General features: G+C 64.4%; 19 protein-coding genes. 9 read left to right on the top strand and 10 right to left on the bottom strand.

Annotation, left to right across the window (positions count from 1 at the left end):
* The first annotated feature begins 54 nt into the window (after nucleotides 1-54).
* Nucleotides 55-2,274, top strand: coding sequence for a TonB-dependent receptor (locus L2Y97_RS00490; RefSeq protein WP_247431525.1), 2,220 nt, complete (start codon nucleotides 55-57; stop codon nucleotides 2,272-2,274).
* Nucleotides 2,275-2,417: 143 nt separating this feature from the next.
* Here the strand turns inward: L2Y97_RS00490 and L2Y97_RS00485 are convergent, their stop codons facing one another.
* Nucleotides 2,418-2,747, bottom strand: coding sequence for a hypothetical protein (locus tag L2Y97_RS00485; protein WP_247431522.1), 330 nt, complete (start codon nucleotides 2,745-2,747; stop codon nucleotides 2,418-2,420).
* A gap of 130 nt (nucleotides 2,748-2,877) precedes the next feature.
* On the opposite strand from L2Y97_RS00485, the gene L2Y97_RS00480 reads away from it, so the two are divergent.
* Entirely contained in the window at nucleotides 2,878-3,993 is a 1,116-nt protein-coding gene (locus L2Y97_RS00480; RefSeq protein WP_247431520.1) for an FAD binding domain-containing protein, read from the top strand.
* 18 nt (nucleotides 3,994-4,011) lie between these two features.
* Here L2Y97_RS00480 and L2Y97_RS00475 read toward each other — a convergent pair whose 3' ends face one another.
* Nucleotides 4,012-4,575: a CGNR zinc finger domain-containing protein gene (locus L2Y97_RS00475; protein WP_247431518.1), complete on the bottom strand. Its 564-nt coding sequence runs from the start codon at nucleotides 4,573-4,575 to the stop codon at nucleotides 4,012-4,014.
* A gap of 111 nt (nucleotides 4,576-4,686) precedes the next feature.
* Between L2Y97_RS00475 and L2Y97_RS00470 the strand changes: the two genes are divergently transcribed.
* Entirely contained in the window at nucleotides 4,687-5,562 is an 876-nt protein-coding gene (locus L2Y97_RS00470; RefSeq protein WP_247431517.1) for an alpha/beta fold hydrolase, read from the top strand.
* 127 nt (nucleotides 5,563-5,689) lie between these two features.
* On the opposite strand, the gene L2Y97_RS00465 is transcribed toward L2Y97_RS00470, so the two are convergent.
* Entirely contained in the window at nucleotides 5,690-6,430 is a 741-nt protein-coding gene (locus L2Y97_RS00465) for an SDR family oxidoreductase (RefSeq protein WP_247431515.1), read from the bottom strand.
* A 96-nt stretch (nucleotides 6,431-6,526) separates the two neighbouring features.
* Here L2Y97_RS00465 and L2Y97_RS00460 point away from each other — a divergent pair, with 96 nt between their 5' ends.
* Entirely contained in the window at nucleotides 6,527-7,417 is an 891-nt protein-coding gene (locus L2Y97_RS00460; protein WP_247431513.1) for an AraC family transcriptional regulator, read from the top strand.
* On the opposite strand, the gene L2Y97_RS00455 is transcribed toward L2Y97_RS00460, so the two are convergent.
* Together L2Y97_RS00455 and L2Y97_RS00450 are read right to left on the bottom strand one after the other, a co-directional pair.
* Nucleotides 7,353-8,075 carry a DNA-3-methyladenine glycosylase family protein gene (locus tag L2Y97_RS00455; protein ID WP_247431511.1) on the bottom strand — a complete coding sequence of 241 codons (723 nt, stop codon included), beginning with the start codon at nucleotides 8,073-8,075 and terminating at the stop codon, nucleotides 7,353-7,355. The genes L2Y97_RS00460 and L2Y97_RS00455 overlap by 65 nt on opposite strands.
* A gap of 17 nt (nucleotides 8,076-8,092) precedes the next feature.
* The gene (locus L2Y97_RS00450) at nucleotides 8,093-8,890 is read right to left on the bottom strand and encodes an SDR family NAD(P)-dependent oxidoreductase (RefSeq protein WP_247431509.1); all 798 of its coding nucleotides are present in this window, start codon (nucleotides 8,888-8,890) and stop codon (nucleotides 8,093-8,095) included.
* Nucleotides 8,891-9,010: 120 nt separating this feature from the next.
* Here L2Y97_RS00450 and L2Y97_RS00445 point away from each other — a divergent pair, with 120 nt between their 5' ends.
* Entirely contained in the window at nucleotides 9,011-9,952 is a 942-nt protein-coding gene (locus L2Y97_RS00445) for a GlxA family transcriptional regulator (RefSeq protein ID WP_247431507.1), read from the top strand.
* On the opposite strand, the gene L2Y97_RS00440 is transcribed toward L2Y97_RS00445, so the two are convergent.
* Both L2Y97_RS00440 and dmeF read right to left on the bottom strand, forming a co-directional pair.
* Nucleotides 9,949-12,321, bottom strand: a complete 2,373-nt coding sequence (locus tag L2Y97_RS00440; protein WP_247431505.1) for a DNA polymerase II — start codon at nucleotides 12,319-12,321, stop codon at nucleotides 9,949-9,951. The two genes, L2Y97_RS00445 and L2Y97_RS00440, sit on opposite strands and share 4 nt — an antisense overlap.
* Nucleotides 12,322-12,389: 68 nt before the next feature.
* Nucleotides 12,390-13,394: a CDF family Co(II)/Ni(II) efflux transporter DmeF gene (gene dmeF / locus L2Y97_RS00435; RefSeq protein WP_247431503.1), complete on the bottom strand. Its 1,005-nt coding sequence runs from the start codon at nucleotides 13,392-13,394 to the stop codon at nucleotides 12,390-12,392.
* A gap of 63 nt (nucleotides 13,395-13,457) precedes the next feature.
* On the opposite strand from dmeF, the gene L2Y97_RS00430 reads away from it, so the two are divergent.
* From L2Y97_RS00430 to L2Y97_RS00420, 3 genes are all read left to right on the top strand, one after another.
* Complete coding sequence (locus L2Y97_RS00430; RefSeq protein ID WP_247431502.1) at nucleotides 13,458-13,730, top strand: metal/formaldehyde-sensitive transcriptional repressor; 273 nt, start codon at nucleotides 13,458-13,460, stop codon at nucleotides 13,728-13,730.
* A gap of 87 nt (nucleotides 13,731-13,817) precedes the next feature.
* On the top strand, nucleotides 13,818-15,077 hold the full coding sequence (locus L2Y97_RS00425) for a flavin monoamine oxidase family protein (RefSeq protein WP_247431500.1): 1,260 nt from the start codon (nucleotides 13,818-13,820) through the stop codon (nucleotides 15,075-15,077).
* Nucleotides 15,078-15,154: 77 nt separating this feature from the next.
* Complete coding sequence (locus L2Y97_RS00420) at nucleotides 15,155-16,204, top strand: hypothetical protein (protein ID WP_247431498.1); 1,050 nt, start codon at nucleotides 15,155-15,157, stop codon at nucleotides 16,202-16,204.
* A gap of 31 nt (nucleotides 16,205-16,235) precedes the next feature.
* Here L2Y97_RS00420 and L2Y97_RS00415 read toward each other — a convergent pair whose 3' ends face one another.
* Nucleotides 16,236-16,388, bottom strand: a complete 153-nt coding sequence (locus tag L2Y97_RS00415) for a hypothetical protein (RefSeq protein ID WP_247431496.1) — start codon at nucleotides 16,386-16,388, stop codon at nucleotides 16,236-16,238.
* Between the two features lie 198 nt (nucleotides 16,389-16,586).
* Complete coding sequence (locus L2Y97_RS00410; protein WP_247431494.1) at nucleotides 16,587-16,877, bottom strand: hypothetical protein; 291 nt, start codon at nucleotides 16,875-16,877, stop codon at nucleotides 16,587-16,589.
* A 104-nt stretch (nucleotides 16,878-16,981) separates the two neighbouring features.
* Here L2Y97_RS00410 and L2Y97_RS00405 point away from each other — a divergent pair, with 104 nt between their 5' ends.
* On the top strand, nucleotides 16,982-17,947 hold the full coding sequence (locus tag L2Y97_RS00405; protein ID WP_247431491.1) for a GlxA family transcriptional regulator: 966 nt from the start codon (nucleotides 16,982-16,984) through the stop codon (nucleotides 17,945-17,947).
* Nucleotides 17,948-18,127: 180 nt separating this feature from the next.
* Here L2Y97_RS00405 and L2Y97_RS00400 read toward each other — a convergent pair whose 3' ends face one another.
* The gene (locus tag L2Y97_RS00400) at nucleotides 18,128-18,772 is read right to left on the bottom strand and encodes a DUF3800 domain-containing protein (protein ID WP_247436960.1); all 645 of its coding nucleotides are present in this window, start codon (nucleotides 18,770-18,772) and stop codon (nucleotides 18,128-18,130) included.
* Nucleotides 18,773-19,163: the final 391 nt, after the last annotated feature.

Genomic DNA, 19,163 nt, shown 5'->3' with positions numbered 1-19,163 from the left:
TATTCTCATTTCCATTCGCATTACTGGGCGCCTCGCCGCCCACCAGGATCCGCCATGTTCGCCTCGCCCCTCGCCCGCCGCTGCCTCGCGGCTTCGGTCCGTTCCGCCCTTGTCGGCGCCCTCCTCGTCTCCGTGTCGGTGCATGCTGCCGATGCCGACGTGGCCGATGCGCAGCAGAAGAAGGTCCAGGAAAACGCCACGACGCTGTCCGGCGTGCAGGTGAGCGCGGACATGGCGGCCCCGACCGCGGCGTACGCCGGAGGCCAGGTCGCCCGCGGTGGCCGCTTCGGCGTGCTGGGCAACCAGGATGCGATGAGCGTGCCGTTCGCGCTCACCAGCTATACCGATACGCTGATCCGCGCGCAGCAGGCGCGCACGCTGGGCGATGTGGTCGATAACGACCCGGCCGTGCGTTACGGCTTCGGCTACGGCAACTACTCGCAGCAGTTCACCATCCGCGGCTTCCAGCTGTACAGCGATGACATCGGCTTCGATGGCCTGTACGGCCTGCTGCCGCGCCAGCTCCTCGCGCCTGAACTCATGAGCCGCGTGGAAATCTTCAAGGGCGCGAACGCGTTCCTCAACGGCATCAGCATCGGCGGCAGCGGTATCGGCGGCGGCATCAACATCGCACCGAAGCGCGCCGAAGCCGATCCGATCACCCGCGTAGGCATTGATTACGGCACCGACAGCCAGATTGGCGAGACCATCGATGTCGGCCGCCGCTGGGGTGCCAACAAGGAGTTCGGCCTGCGCGTGAACGCCGTGCACCGCGAAGGTGGTACCGCGGTCGATGGCGAAACCCGCCGCCTTACCGCCGCCTCCATCGCCTTCGACTACCAGGGCGAGAAGCTGCGCCTCACCACCGACGTGGGTTACCAGAAGCAGGACATCCTGGGTGGCCGCTCGGTGGTGTTCATCGGCAGCGCCACCGACGTGCCGCGCGCACCGTCGGCGCGCACCAACTATTCACAGCCGTGGTCGGGCTCGTCGCTGGAAGATACCTTCGGTGTCGTCCGCGCCGAATACGACTTCACCCCGTGGCTCACCGGCTATGTGGCCGCAGGCGCACACCACGGCAACGAGTTCGGCGATTACGTCAGCCCGACGCTCACCGACAACAACGGCAATGCCGGCGAATACCGCTTCACCGTGCCGTACATCGCCAACACGGGCACCGGCGAAGCTGGTTTCAACGCGCATTTCGATACCGGTGAAGTCACCCACCGCGTGACGCTGGGCTTCTCCGCGCTGTCGACGAACAAGAAGGCCGCTTACGCCGGCGGCGGTTCATTCAGCACGAACATCTACAGCCCGAGCTACTTCGCCGCGCCGTCGTACAGCTACAACGTGGGCCCGATCAGCGATCCGGGTTACACCGGCCGCACGCAGCTGCGCAGCCTGGCGCTCTCCGACACGCTGGGCTTCATGGATGACCGCCTGCAGGTCACGCTCGGCGCCCGCCGCCAGAAGCTCCAGGTGGTCGGTTACGCCTACGCCGTCGATGGCGTGAACGGCGCCAAGACCTCCGAGTACGAGCAGTACACGACCAGCCCGGTGGCCGGCGTGAACTTCCGCATCAGCGACCAGTGGGCGGTGTACGCCAACCACATCGAAGCCCTGACCCAGGGTGGCGAAGCGCCGGTGAACTTCAACGGTGCGCCGGTCACGAACGCTGGCCAGGTGTTCAAGCCGTACAAGGCTAAGCAGAACGAAGTGGGTGTGAAGTGGGATGCCGGCAAGATCGGCAGCAGCCTCGGCCTGTACCAGATCAAGCAGCCCAGCGCCTACGTCGATGCCAGCAACACCTACGTCGTCGATGGCGAGCAGCGCAACCGCGGTATCGAGTGGAACTTCTACGGCGAGGCCGTGGACGGCGTGCGTATCCTCGGTGGCGCGAACTACGTGCAGCCGAAGCTGGTGAAGACCCAGGGCGGCCTGAACGACGGCAACGATGCGATCGGCGTGCCGCGCTTCCAGGCGAACGCCGGCGTGGAGTGGACCATCCCGAACACCCCGGACCTCACCTTGAGCGCCCGCGCCGTGCGTACGGGCAAGCAGTATCTCGACGTGAACAACAAGCTCCGCGTACCCGCATGGACGACGTACGACATCGGCGCACGCATCACGCCGACGCTCGAGAACGTGCCCGTCACCTTCAACGTCAGCGTCGAGAACCTGATGAACAAGGGCTACTGGGCCTCGGCCACGGGTGGTTACCTGACCCAGGGCACGCCGCGTACCGTGATGGTGTCTGCCCAGTTCGACCTTTAAGCATCCATGTAGGAGCTCACCCTGTGAGCGACATCTTTCGCGAATGAGCAGCAGGCCCTGTTGCGCTATGGCGAACGGCGTCGCCCACAGGGTGGGCTCCTACGTGATCAGGTGCGACGCCGGGCCACCTGCATGGACAGTGATCAGAGCGTCATGTAGGTGATAATGAAACAAACCGCGGTAAGCATCACCATGGCCAGGATGAACGCGACATCGGCGATCCGCTCCAGCCGGTGCAGCCGTTCAGCGGTCTCCACGCGCAGGGCGAAATAGGCGCTCAGCGTCGCGATGAGAAACAGGATCGCGTCGAACGAGAGCAGGTCATCGGCGATGGTGCCGCTCTTGCTCAGGTTGATCGATACCCGCAGCAGGCCGATGCCGGTCAGGCAGGCGCCGACCATGGCCGCGGAAATGCTGCAGACCATGCGGCTCGTGCCTTCGGCGAGCGGGGTGAGCGTAGGGCGGAGTGGCATGGGCGGTCCCGGCAACCGGCATTGACCGGATCCTAATAGCACGTGGGCACCGCCATCCACAGGAAACTGCAAGCCGCGCGTTCCCGCAGGTTGCTACGTTCCCCCGGGACCCTTTGGAACCCGGAAACCCATGCGTATCGGAATCGTCGGCGGCTCACTTGGTGGCCTTTTTGCGGCAGCCCTGCTGCATGCCGACGGCCACGACGTGCATGTCTACGAGCGCACTGAGGGAGGCCTGGTCGGGCGTGGCGCCGGGCTGGTCGCCCAGCACGAGGTCTTTGAAGTCCTGCGACGGCTGGGTGTCGAATCGGTCGCACGCGTGGGGGTGATCGCCTACGAGCGGATCGTGCTGGCCCGCGATGGCACGGTGACCAGCACCGAGCCCACACCCCAGATGCAGGTCTCCTGGGATGGGTTGTACCGAGCGCTACTGGCCCACGTGCCGGCTGGCGGGTACCACATGGGCGATGCGGTCGCTGGTGTCGAGCAATCGGTCAACGAAGCGTTTATCTCGTTCGCCTCGGGCCAGCGCATCGGGTTTGATTGCGTGGTCGGCGCTGACGGTATCGGCTCGGTGGTGCGCAGCGTGGTGACGCCGACGCAACGCGATAACCACTACGCCGGGTATGTCGCATGGCGCGGGCTCTTGCCCGAAGCCGATGTCCCGCCTGTCGCGGCCTCGGCGCTATTCGAACGCTTTGCCTTCTATTTCGAACCGGGCAGCCAGATGCTGGGTTATCTCGTACCCGGCCCATCGGGCGAGATCGCGCCCGCTCGCCGGCGCTACAACTGGGTGTGGTATCGCCAGGCACCGGGCCTCGCGGACCTGCGCCGCACGCTAACCGATGCGAACGGCCACGTGCATCCTTACTCGCTTGCACGCGGCGAACTGAGTGCAGACGATCGCGAGACCTTGTACAAAGCCGCCCGCGAGTCTCTGCCACCGGCTTTTCGCGCCGTGGTGGAGACGGAACCCACGCCGTTCGTGCAGGCGATCTTCGATCACGAAAGCAGCCGGATGGCCTCGGGACGCATCGCCCTGCTGGGTGATTCCGCGTTCGTGGTGCGCCCGCATACTGCCATGGGTGCGGCCAAGGCGGCCGGCGATGCGATGACGCTCGTAGCCGCGTTGCGCCGGCTGCCTGTGCGTGAAGCCTTGGTGGCCTACGAGGCCGAGCGGTTGCCGGTGGGCCGGCGCGTCGCCGCGTACGGGCGCCACCTGGGTGAATCGCTGCAACCGGCGTGATGTACCGTGGCGCGCCGCTTACTTTGCCTTGCGCTCGCGGAACTTGCTGACCTTATGCCGGTTGCCGCACATCGCCATGCTGCACCAGCGGCGACGGTGCGCCTTGGTGCGGTCGTAAAACCACAGCGAGCACTCATCGTGTTCGCATTCGCGTACCAGGCTGAAGTCGCCCTCGGCCAGCAAGGTGAGCGCGGCTTCGCCGAGCGGCGCCAATGCGCGCCACGACGCATCGCCTTCGTAACGGCGCTCGATATGCATCCCGTTCGCGTGCTGCACGAGCTCCATGTGGCTGCTCATGTGGCGGGTCAAGGCGTTGAGATGCGCGGCGTCGACCGCGTTGCCCCGTTTGCGGGCCAGTACCGCCTGGCGGATGACCTCACGCAGTTCCACCGCACGGGCACACAGGCCGGCCGATGCTTCAACCGGCCTGCCGGTCATCCGCGATAACCAGGCGGCGGTGGCGGCATCGGACACCAGATGGTCGACCGACTCGCCGTTCTCCATCACCACGGTGTTGATCAGGTCCAGCGCGGGCTGGTCGGCCAGGATCGGTGGGGTCTCGAGGGAGGTCACGGGATTCATGAGTCAATAGTAACCTCTAAAAAGGCTATTGACAAGTTACATGGTCGATGATTAGCCTAGTCGTAACCCCGATAACTACTTTATTCAGGTTACCAACCTCGGAGAACCACCGTGAATGCCCAGAACGCCGCCGATTACCCCGTCCACCACCGCTATGTCGACGCCGACGGCGTCCGCGTGTTCTATCGCGAGGCGGGCAACCCGAATGCCCCGACCCTCCTGCTCCTGCACGGCTTTCCGACCAGCTCCCTGCAGTACCGCGAGCTTTTCGCCGAACTGAAGGACCGGTTCCACATCGTGGCCCCGGATCTGCCCGGCTTTGGTTTCACCGAGGTGCCGGAGGCCCGCAAGTACGAATACTCCTTCGACAGCCTGGGCAAGACGCTGGAAGCCTTCGTCGACGCGGTGGGTCTGCAGAGCTACATCATGTATGTCTTCGACTATGGCGCGCCCTCGGGCCTGCGCCTCGCTGTGGCGAAGCCTGAGCGGCTGGTTGGGCTCATCAGCCAGAACGGCAATGCCTACGTCGAAGGCCTGGGCGATGCCTGGGATCCGATCCGCACCTACTGGGCCGAGCCGACCCAGGCCAACCGCGATGCGATCGCTGGCGTCTTCACGCTGGAAGGCATCCAGTGGCAATACACCACCGGCGTGGCCGACCAGACCCTGCTCGACCCCATGATGTGGCAGATGGACTACATGCTCATGCAGCGCCCAGGCAACAACGAGATCCAGCTCGACCTGACGCTGGACTACCGCAACAACCTCACGCTGTATCCGGAATTCCACCGCGTTTTCCGCGAGCGCCAGGTGCCGACGCTGGTGATCTGGGGCAAGAACGATCCGTTCTTCATCCCGCCGGGTGCGGAGGCGTACCGCCGTGACAACCCCAACGCCATTGTGGAGATGCTCGACACTGGCCACTTCGCGCTGGAAACGCATGGCAAGTACATCGCCAAGCGGATTCGCGAGGTGTTTTTGGGCTGACGGGTAGATTCGATCGCGCAAGCGCGCTCCTGCACGGGCGGTCGTGTGTTGATGACCTCTGTGGGAGCGCGCTGGTGGTCCTGAGGCGTCGGTGCGAAAGATGTCGCCCACAGGGTGGGCTCCTACGTCAGGCGTTGAACCAGATCTCGGCGTCATCTCCTGCTGGAATTCGCATCGGGCATGAAGGATCCGTCGCTGCCCGCCATACGGCTTCAGCCACCGCGCTGGAGCTCGTGGTGGGGGTGGTCGCGTCGCGCAAGCCTTCGAACACCTTCGCCGCGAATGCCGCATAGGGCGCCGGGAACTCACCAATGCGCGCTCGCGCGTTCTCGCCGAAACGCGTGGTGGGGGCCCTGCCCGGCAACACCAGCCGCGCGCGGATGCCGAACGGCGCCAGCTCCAGTGCGACCGATTCAGTGAAGGCGTTCACTGCCGCCTTGCTGGCCGTATACACCGAGAGCAGCGGCAGGGGCCTGAGGGTGACGGTCGAGGTCACGTTGACGATCACGCCAGCCTTGCGTTCACGAAACTGTGGCAGGACTGCCTGGGTCATCGTCATGGTGCCCAGCGTATTGGTCTCGAAGATATCGCGTGCCACATCGATCGGCGTGCCTTCGAGTGCGTTGAACATACCGATGCCTGCATTGTTGACCAGCACGTCGATTGGTCCCGCTTCGGCGAGGCAGCGACGGATGCTTTCCCGATCGGTCACATCCAGCGCGATGACCTTTAGCTGATCCGATGCCGGCAGGATCGCCGGGTCGGGATTGCGCATGGTGGCGACCACGCGCCAGCCCTGGTCGAGGAAGTAGCGGGCGGTCTCAAGACCGAAGCCCGACGAACAGCCGGTGATGAGCACGGTTTGCATGGCGACTCCTGTGGCGTGGGGATACCAACAAGATAGGGGTCGCTCACCGGACGGCCTATAATCAAACGTCCTTGATTCGTTCGCAGGAGTCCGGCCATGGCCGATCCGTTCACCGAGGTGGTGACCCTGCTCCAGCCCGTGATGCGGTTCTCGAAGGTCGTGGCCGCGGTGAGCCCCTGGCGGGTGACGCGGACGACGACCGGTGAGCCGTTCTATTGCGCGGTGCTGGAGGGTTCGTCTCGCTTGCTCATCCATGGCCAGGCGCCGCTGGTGCTTCACGCTGGCGACTTCGTGCTTGTGCCGGCCGCGTTGGATTTCACGACGGAGAGCCTCGTGCCACCGCCGGCGGATCATGTGTCGCCCGTGACCGTCGCCGAAGGCCGCGCCCGGGTCGGCGCTCCCGAAGGCACCGTGGACTACCGCGCGCTGATCGGCCATTGCGCTTTCGGTTCCCCCGATGCCGCCCTGCTGGTGTCGCTGCTGCCCGGCGTGTTGCACGTTCGCGGCGAACCCCGCCTCACGGCACTCGTCGGCATGGTCGGCGACGAATCGCGCGGTGATCGTCCCGCGCGCGATGTCGTGCTGGAGCGCCTGCTCGAGGTGTTGTTCATTGATGCGCTACGTTCGGCGGGCGCCACGGCGCCGACAGGGCTGGTGCGTGGCCTTGCCGATACGCGCCTCGCACTGCCCTTGCGCCGTATTCACGAAAGCCCCGCCGAAGCGTGGACCGTCGCGCGCATGGCCAATGAAGCCGCGTTATCGCGGTCGGCCTTCTTCGATCGGTTCACCCGTGTGGTGGGCGTCGCCCCGATGGAATACCTGCTGACCTGGCGCATGGCCCTGGCCCGGCAACTCCTGCGCCGCGAGGGCGCAGGCGTAGCGAGTGTGGCGGAGCAGGTCGGCTACGGCTCGGCGAGCGCCTTCAGCGTCGCTTTCGCGCGGCACGTGGGGCAGCCACCGGCGCGCTTTGCACGGGCGGCGGAGTGATGTTGACCGCACCTGTCTTCATCGCGGTGTAGAAACCCCATAAGAGATGCGCCGCCACGGCGCGGTACGGCTTCCAGCGTTCCGCACGTGCGTACAGTTCTTTTTCGGTCGGGCGCACCGCCAGGCCATCAACGATACGCACGGCCTCCTGCAAGGCGATGTCGGCTGCAGGGAAGAAATCCGTGCGCCCATAGGCACCGATGAGAAAGGCTTCCGCCGTCCAGCGCCCGATGCCGATCAGGGTCGTAAGGGCAGCGACCGCGTCATCGTCACCGGCATCCGCGAGTGATGCGAAATCGATGCGGCCTTCCTGTTCAGCGCGGGCGATCTCCACCGCGTAGCGCGCCTTGGGTTTCGAAAGCCCCAGCGTGCGCATGCGCTCCTCGCCGGCGGCAAGGACGGTGGCGGCGGTCACGCTGCCCAGCCCCTCCTCGATCCGCTTCCAGATGGCTGCCGCGGACGCGACGGACACCTGTTGCTCCGCCACCAGCCGCAGCAATCCCGCAAAGCCGGCAGGACGTGAGCGCCACGCGAACTCGGGCGTAACCGTGTTCGCGATGACCAGCGCCGGATCCACGCGACAAAGACCCGCGCGCAGGGCGCGGATCTCGTCGGCGGTGTAGCTGTGGCCGTGGGCTCGGGGCGCTTTCTCAGGCATCCGCCGAGGTTAAAGGCTTACGCGGTAGCGAGGTAGCGCTCGGCCGGCGTGGCGCTGGAAAGCTGCGGTGCCATGGCCTGGCGGGCAGCTTCATACGCATCCCAATGCTCCACCGCGTGCAGCGGCGGGATGGTGATCAGCTCGCCGCGATCAAAGCCGACCAGTGCGGCATCGACCAGGTCCTCGGCGCTCATCACGATCTCCTTCGGCAACATATCCACCGACATGCCACCCGCCTCCCAGAAGTCGGTCGCGGTCGCACCCGGCAGCACGGCCTGCACCTGCACGCCCTTGTCGCCCACTTCGTGCTTCAGCGACTGGCTGAACGCCACGACATAAGCCTTGCTGCCGCCGTACACGCCATTGAGGATTTCAGGCGCGATGGCAACGATCGAAGCGATGTTGATCACCGCGCCCTGGCCGCGGGCCACGAAGCCCGGCACGGCCGCGTAGGTCAGGCGGGTCGGCGCCGTCACGTTGAGGTCGATCATCTTGTTCATCGCCTCGATCTTGCTGTCGAGAAGCGGCGTGTGAGTGCCCACGCCGGCATTGTTGACCAGCACGCGTAGGGTCGCATCCTCGCGCAGCTTCGCTTCGACCTTGGCCAGATCGGCGGGGTTGGCCAGATCGGCCACCAACACTTCCACGGCACGGCCGGTGGCGTTGCTGATCTTCGTGGCCAGGGCGTTCAGGCGATCACGGTTGCGGGCAACCAGGATCAGGTCATAGCCGCGATCGGCCAGGCGCTGGGCGTACACGGCGCCGATGCCCGACGAGGCACCAGTGACAACGGCGGTTCCGAGGGAAGCGTTCATGAGGGTATCTCCAGGGTGAGGCCGCGGGCGCCGCGGCATGGGAGATAGCTTGCGCCGGCTCGACCATGGCGCAAATGACGTATATAGTCATGTTTTAGGTCACGCGCCGGGAGGCCGGCCATGCAACGCATCGGGTACGTCCTGTCCGATAGTTTCCAGATGATGGCCCTGGGGACCCAGGCGGTCTTCGAGTTCGCCAACCAGATCCACGGCAGCACGTACTACGCCGTGGATGTCTATTCCCCGGGTGGCGGCGATGTGCGCTCGTCCTTTGGCGTAAGCGTGGCGACGAAACCGCTGACCGCGCGCTCCTCCGCCGATACCTGGCTGGTCCCCGGTGTACTCGACCCGCTGGTCGATCCCTCCGATCCGGCCGTGCTGGATTTCCTCGCCGGCCCGGGTCAGCGCGCGCGGCGTATCGCCGGCTTGTGTACCGGAGGTTTCGTGCTGGCGGAAGCCGGCCTGTTGGATGGCCGGCGTGCAACCACGCACTGGCTGTTTGCGGAGGCCATGCGCCAGCGCTTCCCCGGTATCACCGTGGAGCCTGATCGCATCTTCGTCACCGATGGCCCGATGTGGACCTCCGCCGGCATGACCGCTGGCCTCGATCTCGCGCTTGGCCTGGTGGAAAAGGACCTGGGCCCGGAGCTCACCCGGTCACTCGCCCACAAGCTGGTGATGCCGCACCGCCGCTCAGGCGGGCAGACCCAGCATTCGGAAATGCTGATGCTTGCGCCACGCACGGACCGTATCCAGGAAGCGCTCGACTTCGCCCGACGCAACCTCGCCCAGCCGCTGGGGGTGGAAGAGCTGGCGGAAGTGGCACACCTGAGCCCGCGTCAGTTCAGCCGCGTATTCACGGCCGAAACCGGGGAGTCCCCTGCGAAGGCCGTCGAGAAGCTTCGGCTTGAGGCGGCACGCACGATGATCGAGCAGAGCCGGCATTCGCTCGATGTGGTCGCGCGCGAAACCGGCTTTCGCGACCGCCGCCACCTGCGCGAAGTGTTCGTGCGCGGTTACGGCGTCGCGCCACAGGCAATACGGCGCACCGCTCGGGGCTAAAACAGTTCGGGCTGCTGGTTGGTCAGCGCCGAAAGGCTATCGCCAAGCGGTGCGAGGATCGCATCGGCGATGGGCTCCAGCTGGTTGGTCAGGTAGTGCTCATGGTCGATAGTGGCCATGCGCGCTTCGACAGGCTCGGGGCCGCTCAGCGTCATCACGTAATTGATCCAGCCGCCGTTCTGGTACTGCAACGGCCGGCCGTGCTTTGCGTTGTACTCATCGGCCAGGCGCGCGGCGCGTACCTGCGGCGGCGTGGTGCGGTCGTAGGAATCCAGCTTGCCGCGCAGGCGCTTGCGATACACCAGCAGGTCATCCAGCTCGCCTGCCTGCAGGCGGCGCACATAATCCTTGATGTAGTCGGCATACGGTTCACGCCGGAACACGCGGCCGAACAGTTCGCGCTGGAAGCCCTGTGCTAGCGGGGTCCAGTCGCTACGCACGGTTTCCAGCCCGCGGAACACCAGCTCTTCCTTGCCGTCTTCCTCCACCAGACCCGCGTAGCGTTTCTTGCTGCCCATCTCGCTGCCCCGGATGGTCGGCATGAAAAACCGCTTGTAGTGTGTATCGAATTCGATCTCGAGGAAGCTCTCGATGCCATGGGCGTCGGCGAGTGAATCCTTCCACCAGCGGTTGATACGGCTGACAAGATGCGCGGCCACCTTCATGGCCTCGCCTTCATCGTGTGCGCGGCCGAGCCAGATGAAGATCGAGTCGGTATCGCCGTAGATCGCCTCGTAGCCTTCGTCTTCCACCAGCTTGCGCGTGGTGCGCATGATCTCGTGTCCGCGCAATGTCACCGCGGCGGCAAGTCGCGGATCGAAGAAACGGCCACCGGAGGCGCCCAGCACGCCGACGAACGCGTTCATCAGCAGCTTGAACGCTTGCGAAAGCGCCTGATTGCCATCGCGCTTGGCCTGGTCGCGGCGTTCCCACAGGTGGGTGATGATCCCGGGCAGGCAGTGCTTCGTCCGCGAGAAGCGCGTGCCGTTCGGGCCGGGGACCGTCTTCGTTTCGTCCTTTTCCAGCGCGCCTTCCGCCAGCCCGATCGGATCGACCAGGAACGTGCGGATGATCGACGGATACAGGCTCTTGTAGTCGAGCACCAGCACCGAATCGTAAATACCGGGGCGCGACTCCATGACAAAGCCCCCGGGATACGACTCGCCGTGGGATACGCCGATATTGGGTGCCACGTAACCTTCGCGATGCATGCGCGGCAGGTAGTGATGGCTGAAGGCGGCGATGGAACCGCCGGATTGATCGGCGGGAAGGCCCGTCGCGTTCGCCCGTTCGAGCACGAAGTCGAGCAGGCTGGCCTTGCCGAAGATCTTCGTGACCAGCTCGCAGTCGACCAGGTTGTAGCGCGCCAGCGCTGGCTTGTCCTCGCGAAAGCGCCGCTCGATCTCGTCCATGCGGTGGTACGGGTCATCCATATCCTTGCCTTCGCCGAGCAGCGTTTGCGCCACGCTCTCCAGGCTGAAGGATGGGAACGACCACATGGCCGAACGCATGGCTTCGATGCCATCGATCGCCAGGCGCCCGGGAATCGAAGCGAAAACATAACCCTCGCGGCGGCCGTGCTCGCGCCAGTCGATCGGTTTGCCTGAGCGGCCCAGCGCCAGCACCAGCCCGTGCTGGTCGGCGCACGCCTGCAGCAACCGCAGATCGAACTGCACCAGATTCCAGCCGATGATGGCGTCGGGGTCGTGTTCGCGGAACCAGGCGTTGATGGCGAGGATGAGTGCGGGGCGATCGGGAACGTAGGCCAGGTCGAAATCGAGCTCGGGTGGGTCACCCTCAGGCGGCGCGCCCAGCATGTATACCTGCCGCTGGTCGCAACCCTCCAACGCCACGGAGTAGAGCTCACCCATGGCACTGGTCTCGATATCCAGCGACACCACGCGAAGCGGCGGGCGGTAAGGATCGGTCGCCTTGAGGCGCGGATTCACAAGCACGGCATGGTCGCCGCTTTCGCTTGCCTCGACCGTGACCGATGCCGTGATAAACCGCTCCATCAGGAAACGGTCGGTGGGACGGATATCGGCTTCGTGCAGGGTGATGCCCTTTTCGGCCAGCCGCTTCTCAAGGCGCAGCATGGCGCGGTAGCTCTGCCCGTACAGCCCGTGCACGGGCTCTTGCCCCAGTGTCTTCAGCGGCAGCGGCTTGAGTTCAAACGCGGTATCGCTGCGGACGGCCGACTCCACCTCACCGACCTGCGACTCCCGCACAAACGCCACGGCCGTCTGCCCCTTCACCAGCACGCAGCGCGGCCCCTGGTCCGTGGCCAGCCACAGCTCCAGGTCCACGCCATCGCGGGTATCCCGCCAGTGGCGGGTGAGGATGAAGGCCTGTTGGCCGGGGGAGTTCATCCGGGGATTTTACAGCGGCACCGGTGTGCATACCGCGATTCAACAGCCGCGCTACTGACAGCGTGGTGTCAGTAGCCGGCTCGAGCCGCTTGATTCACCTCGACCGTGATGTGCGCCAGCTCCTCGTGAATCGACAGAGCCTTGCGATAGTGCGAAGCATCCACAGGCACCGCGGTCACCAGGCTCAGCACGACGGCGTACTTGGCCTTGCCCACGCGCCATACGTGCAGGTCAGTGATGATGGCTTCGTGGGCGTCGTTGTCGATGACTTCGCGGATCTCGGCCACGACCGGTGCATCCATCTCGGCATCGAGTAACACCCGGCCGCTATCGCGTAGCAGGCCCCAGGCCCACACCGTGACCAACACGGCGCCGGCGAGGCCCATGACCGGATCAAGCCAGCGGGCACCCCACAGCATGCCTGCGACCAGGGCGATGATGGCGAGGACCGAGGTCGCGGCATCTGCCACGACGTGCATGTAGGCGGAGCGTAGGTTGAGATCGTGGTGATGGCTGTCGTGGCCGTGGCCGTGGCCGTGGCCGTGGCCGTGGCCGTGGCCGTGGCCGTGGCCGTGATGATCGTGCGGATGACCGTGACCATGGTGGTGGTGATCGTGGTTGTCGCGGAGCAACCACGCGCAAACGAGGTTGACGATGAGCCCCACCACGGCGATGGCGATAGCCTGCTCGTAATGGATCGGCAGCGGGTTCATTAGGCGCTCGAACGACTGGAACGCCATCAGCGCCGCGACACCCAGCAACAGGATGGCTGACGAATAGCCTCCGAGAATCTCGATCTTCCACGTACCAAAGGCAAAGCGCGGGTCATGCGCGAAGCGGCGAGCACACGCATAGGCGAACACGGATAGGCCCAGCGCCAGCGCGTGCGAGCTCATGTGCCACCCATCGGCCAGCAGCGCCATGGAGTTGTAGTACCAGCCACCGGCGATCTCGATCACCATCATCGCAGCGGTCAGGTAGACCGCCCGGCGGGTGTTCCGCTCGGCCAGCGGGTTGCCCTCATTGAAGGCGTGGCTGTGGATAAAGGCCGGCGCGGCCTGCTCGATGGACATGAAAGGGCTCGCTGGGATAACGTGACCAGATCGTAACCCATATACCCCTAGGGGGTATACATTATGGCCCACGTCAACCAGAACAAAGCCCGCCTCGTGACCCGCGTCCGCCGCCTTCGTGGCCAGCTGGATGCCCTGGAGCGCGCCCTCGATGGCGATGCCGATTGCATGGATGTGCTGACCCAGGCCGCCGCCATCCGCGGCGCCTCGCAGGGCTTGATGGTGGAGCTGCTGGGGGACCACCTGCGCCAGCATGTGGTGAACGAGGAGGATGCTTCCGTCCGGGACACCGAAGCGGACCAGGTGCTGCAATTGGTCAAACGCTACCTCGGGTGAAGCCAGCCCATAGGCTGAGGTGGGGCCGGCCGGTAAACAGGGGCGTGCCGTATGATCGGGGCAGGCAACCAGGCGAAGCGCGACCGCATGGCAAACGATAAGACCTTCGATGTGGATGTCGTCATTGTCGGCGCCGGCGCAGCCGGTATCGGTGCGGCGCGGCGTCTTTCCGGCAAGGGCTTGTCGGTGTGGTTGCTTGAAGCATCGCAACGCATCGGTGGCCGCGGCTGGACGATCGATCTGGAGGGCATTCCTCTCGACATGGGTTGCGGCTGGCTGCATTCCGCCGAGCACAATGCCTGGCGCGCCATCGCAGAGGAGCAAGGCTGGGAGATCGATCGGCGCCCTGCGGCCTGGGACAAGCATCAACCACATCCGCATTTTTCAGATGTAGAACAGGGTGAAGCCCATGCCGCCTTTCGTGCGTGGCACGAACGGCTGATGGATTCACCGCCCGCCTCCGATCGCGCCTCCGATGCGCTGGATCCGCAGAGCCCGTGGAACGGTTATCTCCAGGCGATGAGCGGGTATATCAGCGGCGCACCGCTGGAGGCCATTTCCGCCACGGATTACAACGCCTACGAACGTGCCGCGACTGAACATAACTGGCGCTTGCTTCGCGGTTACGGCTCGCTCATCGCATCACAACTTCCTACCGATATCGGCTGCCGGTTCGCGGCGCCAGTGGAACGCATCGACACGGACGGTTCCGGCGTCACGCTGAGCACGCCCATGGGCACCGTTCACGCGCGCGCTGCCATCGTCACCGTCTCGACCAATGTCCTGGCCGGTAATCTTATTCGACTGCCCACCGCCCTGGATGACTGGCGCCATGCCGCCTCATGCCTGCCGCTGGGTTGCGACGAGAAGCTGTTCTTCCACATCGATGGCGAGGTGGATCTGCCGACCGAGCAGGTGATCATCGCCGACCCGCGCGACGCCGACAGCCCGGTGTTCTACTTCCGCCCTTTGGAGCGGCCGCTGGTGGAAACCTTTCTTGGCGGGCGCAGCGCGCATCGCGTTTCGCTCGAAGGCCCGGCGGCATCGTTCGATCAGCTATCGACGGCACTGCTAAAATTGGTGGGCAGCGATGCGATGAAGCACCTGCGGCCGCTGGCATCGTCGGCCTGGAGCGCATCGACCTACATTCGCGGCTCCTATAGCCACGCCCTGCCCGGCCACGCACCCCAGCGCCATAAGCTGGCCACGCCGTTCCAGGAGCGGCTGTTCTTTGCCGGCGAGGCGACGCATCACGACGCTTTCTCCACCGCCCACGGTGCCCTGGCGAGCGGCGAGCGCGCGGCAAGTGAAGTGCTCGCGGTTCTTCAACCCGCGGCATCTCGCTAAAGCGCTAGCGGTTGCTCGCCGATACACTTGGGCACAAGCCCCGGCGGGATGGTCGGGCTCTTTAGGGGAAGGGGAACATGTCAGACGATACGAGGCTGCCGGCAGGCGGCCCGGAGCTGCCGCCGCCATTGCCACCACCGCCGCCACCGCAGCCGGACTGGGCACGCGGGGTCGCTGACGGCGGCCGTGTGAAAGCTGACCTTTCCGGCGGCACGTTCGGCCTGTGGATGATCGGGATCGGCGCGGTCATGCTGGCCATGGCCGTGCACCGCTACGCGGCGAGCAAGGGGCTTTCGTTTGCGCTAGGTAATGCGATGGCCCCGTTCCTGATGGGGGCCTTGATTGCCGGCATCTGCCGCTTGTGTGGCGCCCGCCGCCTGCGCTTCTGCATGGCGGTGGCCGCCTCGGTCATCGTGGCGATCAATGTGCTGGGCTCGGTGGGCAGCGCCACCAACGCAGCGTACCGCCGTCAGGATCTGCACGACGCGGCCGCCCAGTTGCGGGACATCGCCGATGGGACGCCGAGCCACGCGGCGGTCGGCGACGGCCCCATGAGCCGCCTTGTACCCAAGATGCAGGCCCTTGTGGTCGCGGAGCGGCAGCGCGAGGCGCAACACGAGGCGACGCAAGATGCGCTTCAGATCGAAACCGTGCTTACGCCTGCCACGCTGGTGGATAAGGAGCGCATCGCCGATGGCCGCGACCGACTGGCACGTGCCCTCGCCGATACCCGGACATCCATGAGGGAATACGCCGAGTTCGTCCAGTCGCTACGCGCCTTGCTCGACGAATTGCCACCCGCCGAGCGCGCCGGAGCCTATGCCGGGTTCGATAAAAAGATGCCCGCACTCGAAAGCGCGATGGACCACTTCCTGGGGGCCGAAGAGAACTTGCATATCGCCGCGAACGGCCTGCTCAATCTTGCCGAAGCCAACCTCGGCAAGATCACGATTCAAAAGGGCACCGGAAAGCTGGTGATGCCCAGTGAACTCGCTGCGGATTACAACGCCAGGATCGAGCAGATCCAGGCTCTCGCGAAGGATGAAGAGCGCGCCGTCGCCGAGTTGAGAAACCTGCAGTCGATGGGACGACAGAGCATCGACGACATGGAGAAGCAGCTGCGCTAGCGCTCCTCCATGCCGCCTGTAACGTCACATCTTAGTGACGCCACCCGCCACAGTCGTGATATCGGCTATCGCAGTGGTAGTCATGGTGATCGTAGTAACGGTTCGGACGGCGGTCATCGATGATGCAGCCACTAAGCGACGACGCAGTCACGAGCACGGTTAGCACAAGCATGAGGCGTTTCATGGTGATCCTCCCGGCGTGCGCATTCGGCACCCTTGGATCACAGCCTGAGGTGGATTCGCTGAACGGATGGTCGATAAATGCGTCGCCGTCGCGTGAGCAAATGGCGCGCATTCAGGGATACGTTGGCGTGCAGTCAGGTGAATGAACCACGAGAAACTCGCCTGGCGCGCGCTGTGCACGCCAAGGCGTCCCGGCGCGTTACGCGTTCGGCAGCAAACGACCGAGCGGCATAAGCGGCATCACCGGCAGCAGCTCATAACTCATGAGCCCGGCGGCGACGAGCGGGAGCGAGTCCAGCGTCGTGCGCGCCTGCTCGATCGAGCCGACATCCATCAGGAAGATCGGGCCAGACTTATCGCGAAACCAGAACTGCTCGACCTTACCGTCGAGGTAAAGCTGCAGCGTGGCGTGCACTTCGGCAGGCATATGCGGCTGCAGCTGATCAGGCGTGAGCGAGCCGGGGACGTTGGCGATGGCAAAGATTTTCATGGCGTTTCCTCGTTGATGCGTTAAGTGGTGGAACGAACCCACTCTAGGCAGCACCGGCCACCCGGGGTATCGTCGTAAACGACATCTTTAAGGTCATTTACGCCATGCGCATCGCCGTCCTCGCCCTTGATGGGCTATTCGATACCGGCCTCACGGTGCTGTTGGATGCACTTTCGCTCGCCAATAAGTTCGCGGTGGTGCATATGGGTGGCGCGCCGCGCTTCGATGTCACCGTGGTGGGCGTTCGCAAGAAAGTGCGCTCGGGTCTCGGGATCAGCATCCCTGTAAGGGCCATCGAAGACGATCTGAAGCCGGACTGGGTCATCGTTCCGGCACTCGGTGCGGGTTCGCCCGACGTGCTGGTCCCCGCGCTCGAACGCCCCGATGTGCGCAAGGCGACCAGGCAGCTCCTGGCATGGCGCGAGGGGGGCGCCCAGATCGCCGCGTCGTGCATCGGCACGTTCATCCTGGCGGAAGCCGGCTTGCTGGATGGACGGGAGGCCACCACCACGTGGTGGCTTTCACCCTTGTTCCGCCAGCGTTATCCGCAGGTTCGCCTTGATGAATCGCGCATGCTTGTACCCACCGATGTCGGCGTCACCGCGGGTGCGGCGATGGGGCATCTTGATCTCGCGTTGTGGTTGATCCGCAAGGCGAGCCCGGAGCTATCCAGCATGGTCTCGCGTTACCTGCTTGCGGATATCCGCCGCTCGCAGGCGCCCTACATCATCCCCAACCATCTGGCACAGGCCGATCCACTTATCCTCAAGTTCGAGCGCTGGTCGCGTGACCAGCTCAAGCATGGCTTCTCGCTGGATGATGCCGCAAGCGCGTTGGCTACGAGTCCACGCTCGTTGCAACGCCGCTGCCAGGCGGTTCTCGGAAAGTCACCGCTCGCCTACTTTCAGGATCTTCGCGTGGAACGCGCGCAGTCGTTGCTGCATGGCAGTGGTATGGATATCGAGGCCATCGCGGCGGAAGTTGGGTATGAAGATGGCGCTACGTTGCGGACTTTGCTGCGCCAACGGCTTGGGAAGGGTGTGCGGGATCTGCGGGCGGACTTGAGGTAGCGAGACATTCGCAAATTGCGATAATTCTCAATGCTTTAGGTGGATCAACTGGCTATCTCATGGGTTGCGAAGCACGGCGCCAAGTCGTATATTCAACCTCGATCGGCCAACCCGAACTCGTCGATAAGAGCCCCTGGGCGCTTCTTCGGATAGACGAAGTTTCAGGGTTGGCCATTTTTTTCAGTAGTAGTGGCAGTCGCTCGACGCGTATAGGTCGTAGCACGTCGCAACATTGCGCTCGATCTGGCGAAGACGGCGATCGTCGCCTCGCTCAAACGCTCTCTGGATCGCCCATGCGCAGTAGTCCGCCACTTGTATGCAGGGATCGCTACTCGCGGGCCAGAACGTTGTTCGCCACGTCACCCCCCGAAGCGCTTGCTGAGCTACATCATTGATTGCAGCGCGGAATGCAACGCGCTCTCGCTTCGTACCGATCGATGCTGCCTGAATAAGTAGATCGTCGCCTTGTCCGGCGATCTCACGCCCGCAGTGTTTAAAGTGTACATACCATGCGTGTTTGTAGAAGCTGAAGCGGTCCGCTCGCGTAGCAGGGTAGACCTTGGATTTCTCCAAGAGTGTAGCGTCGATCCGGAATTTCTTGGTCTCGAGGAGTGCATATACCTCAGAGCGGACCACTTCTGGATCCTTCGACGCGTGAAACTGATCGGCGTCAACGTTGAGGCCACGCCACGCGAGCTCCCGCCGAAGATCAAGAAGATCGGTACCCAGTGAACAGTCGTCAACCTGGACGGTACAGATCACGAAGTATCTCGATGCGTGCGGCTTCCGTGCAAATTCCATGCATCCCGCCTCGTCAGCAAACATGTAGCGCACGTCGGTTCCCTTGCAATCGATACTCCTCTGATCAGAGCACGGCCGCTCACTCCAACCAAACTCGCCTCCGCAAATGCCGTCGTTTCGATGCGCGCTTATATATCAAGGTCGGATGGCGCGGGCGATATTCCGTAGGTAGCCGTCGCGGACAGCCGCGGCCGACCTCCAGGTCGCCGACGAGTCGACTTCCCCGTGGCGCATCGCGACCATTGAGAGCGCAGCACAAATGGCCTCCAGTGTCGCCGCACGACGTTTGACAGAAGGTAAGGCAACAGCCTACCTTTCGCGACGAAACGTCGGGAATCTGTGGGTAGCGCGGCTTGTCGTGACGCACACCTGACGTCGATTCAAAAGGCCGCCCGATGGCGGTCTTTTTCTTTGC

The sequence above is a fragment of the Luteibacter aegosomatissinici genome (genome assembly GCF_023078495.1).
Taxonomy (GTDB): Bacteria; Pseudomonadota; Gammaproteobacteria; order Xanthomonadales; family Rhodanobacteraceae; genus Luteibacter; species Luteibacter aegosomatissinici.
This window is presented reverse-complemented; position numbering and strand designations above follow the sequence as displayed.

Coding starts and splice junctions, on each gene's coding strand:
- L2Y97_RS00490 (WP_247431525.1), top strand. CDS start 55: ATGTTCGCCTCGCCCCTCGCCCGCCGCTGCCTCGCGGCTTCGGTCCGT.
- L2Y97_RS00485 (WP_247431522.1), bottom strand. CDS start 2,747: ATGCCACTCCGCCCTACGCTCACCCCGCTCGCCGAAGGCACGAGCCGC.
- L2Y97_RS00480 (WP_247431520.1), top strand. CDS start 2,878: ATGCGTATCGGAATCGTCGGCGGCTCACTTGGTGGCCTTTTTGCGGCA.
- L2Y97_RS00475 (WP_247431518.1), bottom strand. CDS start 4,575: ATGAATCCCGTGACCTCCCTCGAGACCCCACCGATCCTGGCCGACCAG.
- L2Y97_RS00465 (WP_247431515.1), bottom strand. CDS start 6,430: ATGCAAACCGTGCTCATCACCGGCTGTTCGTCGGGCTTCGGTCTTGAG.
- L2Y97_RS00460 (WP_247431513.1), top strand. CDS start 6,527: ATGGCCGATCCGTTCACCGAGGTGGTGACCCTGCTCCAGCCCGTGATG.
- L2Y97_RS00455 (WP_247431511.1), bottom strand. CDS start 8,075: ATGCCTGAGAAAGCGCCCCGAGCCCACGGCCACAGCTACACCGCCGAC.
- L2Y97_RS00450 (WP_247431509.1), bottom strand. CDS start 8,890: ATGAACGCTTCCCTCGGAACCGCCGTTGTCACTGGTGCCTCGTCGGGC.
- L2Y97_RS00445 (WP_247431507.1), top strand. CDS start 9,011: ATGCAACGCATCGGGTACGTCCTGTCCGATAGTTTCCAGATGATGGCC.
- L2Y97_RS00440 (WP_247431505.1), bottom strand. CDS start 12,321: ATGAACTCCCCCGGCCAACAGGCCTTCATCCTCACCCGCCACTGGCGG.
- dmeF (WP_247431503.1), bottom strand. CDS start 13,394: ATGTCCATCGAGCAGGCCGCGCCGGCCTTTATCCACAGCCACGCCTTC.
- L2Y97_RS00430 (WP_247431502.1), top strand. CDS start 13,458: ATGGCCCACGTCAACCAGAACAAAGCCCGCCTCGTGACCCGCGTCCGC.
- L2Y97_RS00425 (WP_247431500.1), top strand. CDS start 13,818: ATGGCAAACGATAAGACCTTCGATGTGGATGTCGTCATTGTCGGCGCC.
- L2Y97_RS00420 (WP_247431498.1), top strand. CDS start 15,155: ATGTCAGACGATACGAGGCTGCCGGCAGGCGGCCCGGAGCTGCCGCCG.
- L2Y97_RS00415 (WP_247431496.1), bottom strand. CDS start 16,388: ATGAAACGCCTCATGCTTGTGCTAACCGTGCTCGTGACTGCGTCGTCG.
- L2Y97_RS00410 (WP_247431494.1), bottom strand. CDS start 16,877: ATGAAAATCTTTGCCATCGCCAACGTCCCCGGCTCGCTCACGCCTGAT.
- L2Y97_RS00405 (WP_247431491.1), top strand. CDS start 16,982: ATGCGCATCGCCGTCCTCGCCCTTGATGGGCTATTCGATACCGGCCTC.
- L2Y97_RS00400 (WP_247436960.1), bottom strand. CDS start 18,772: ATGTTTGCTGACGAGGCGGGATGCATGGAATTTGCACGGAAGCCGCAC.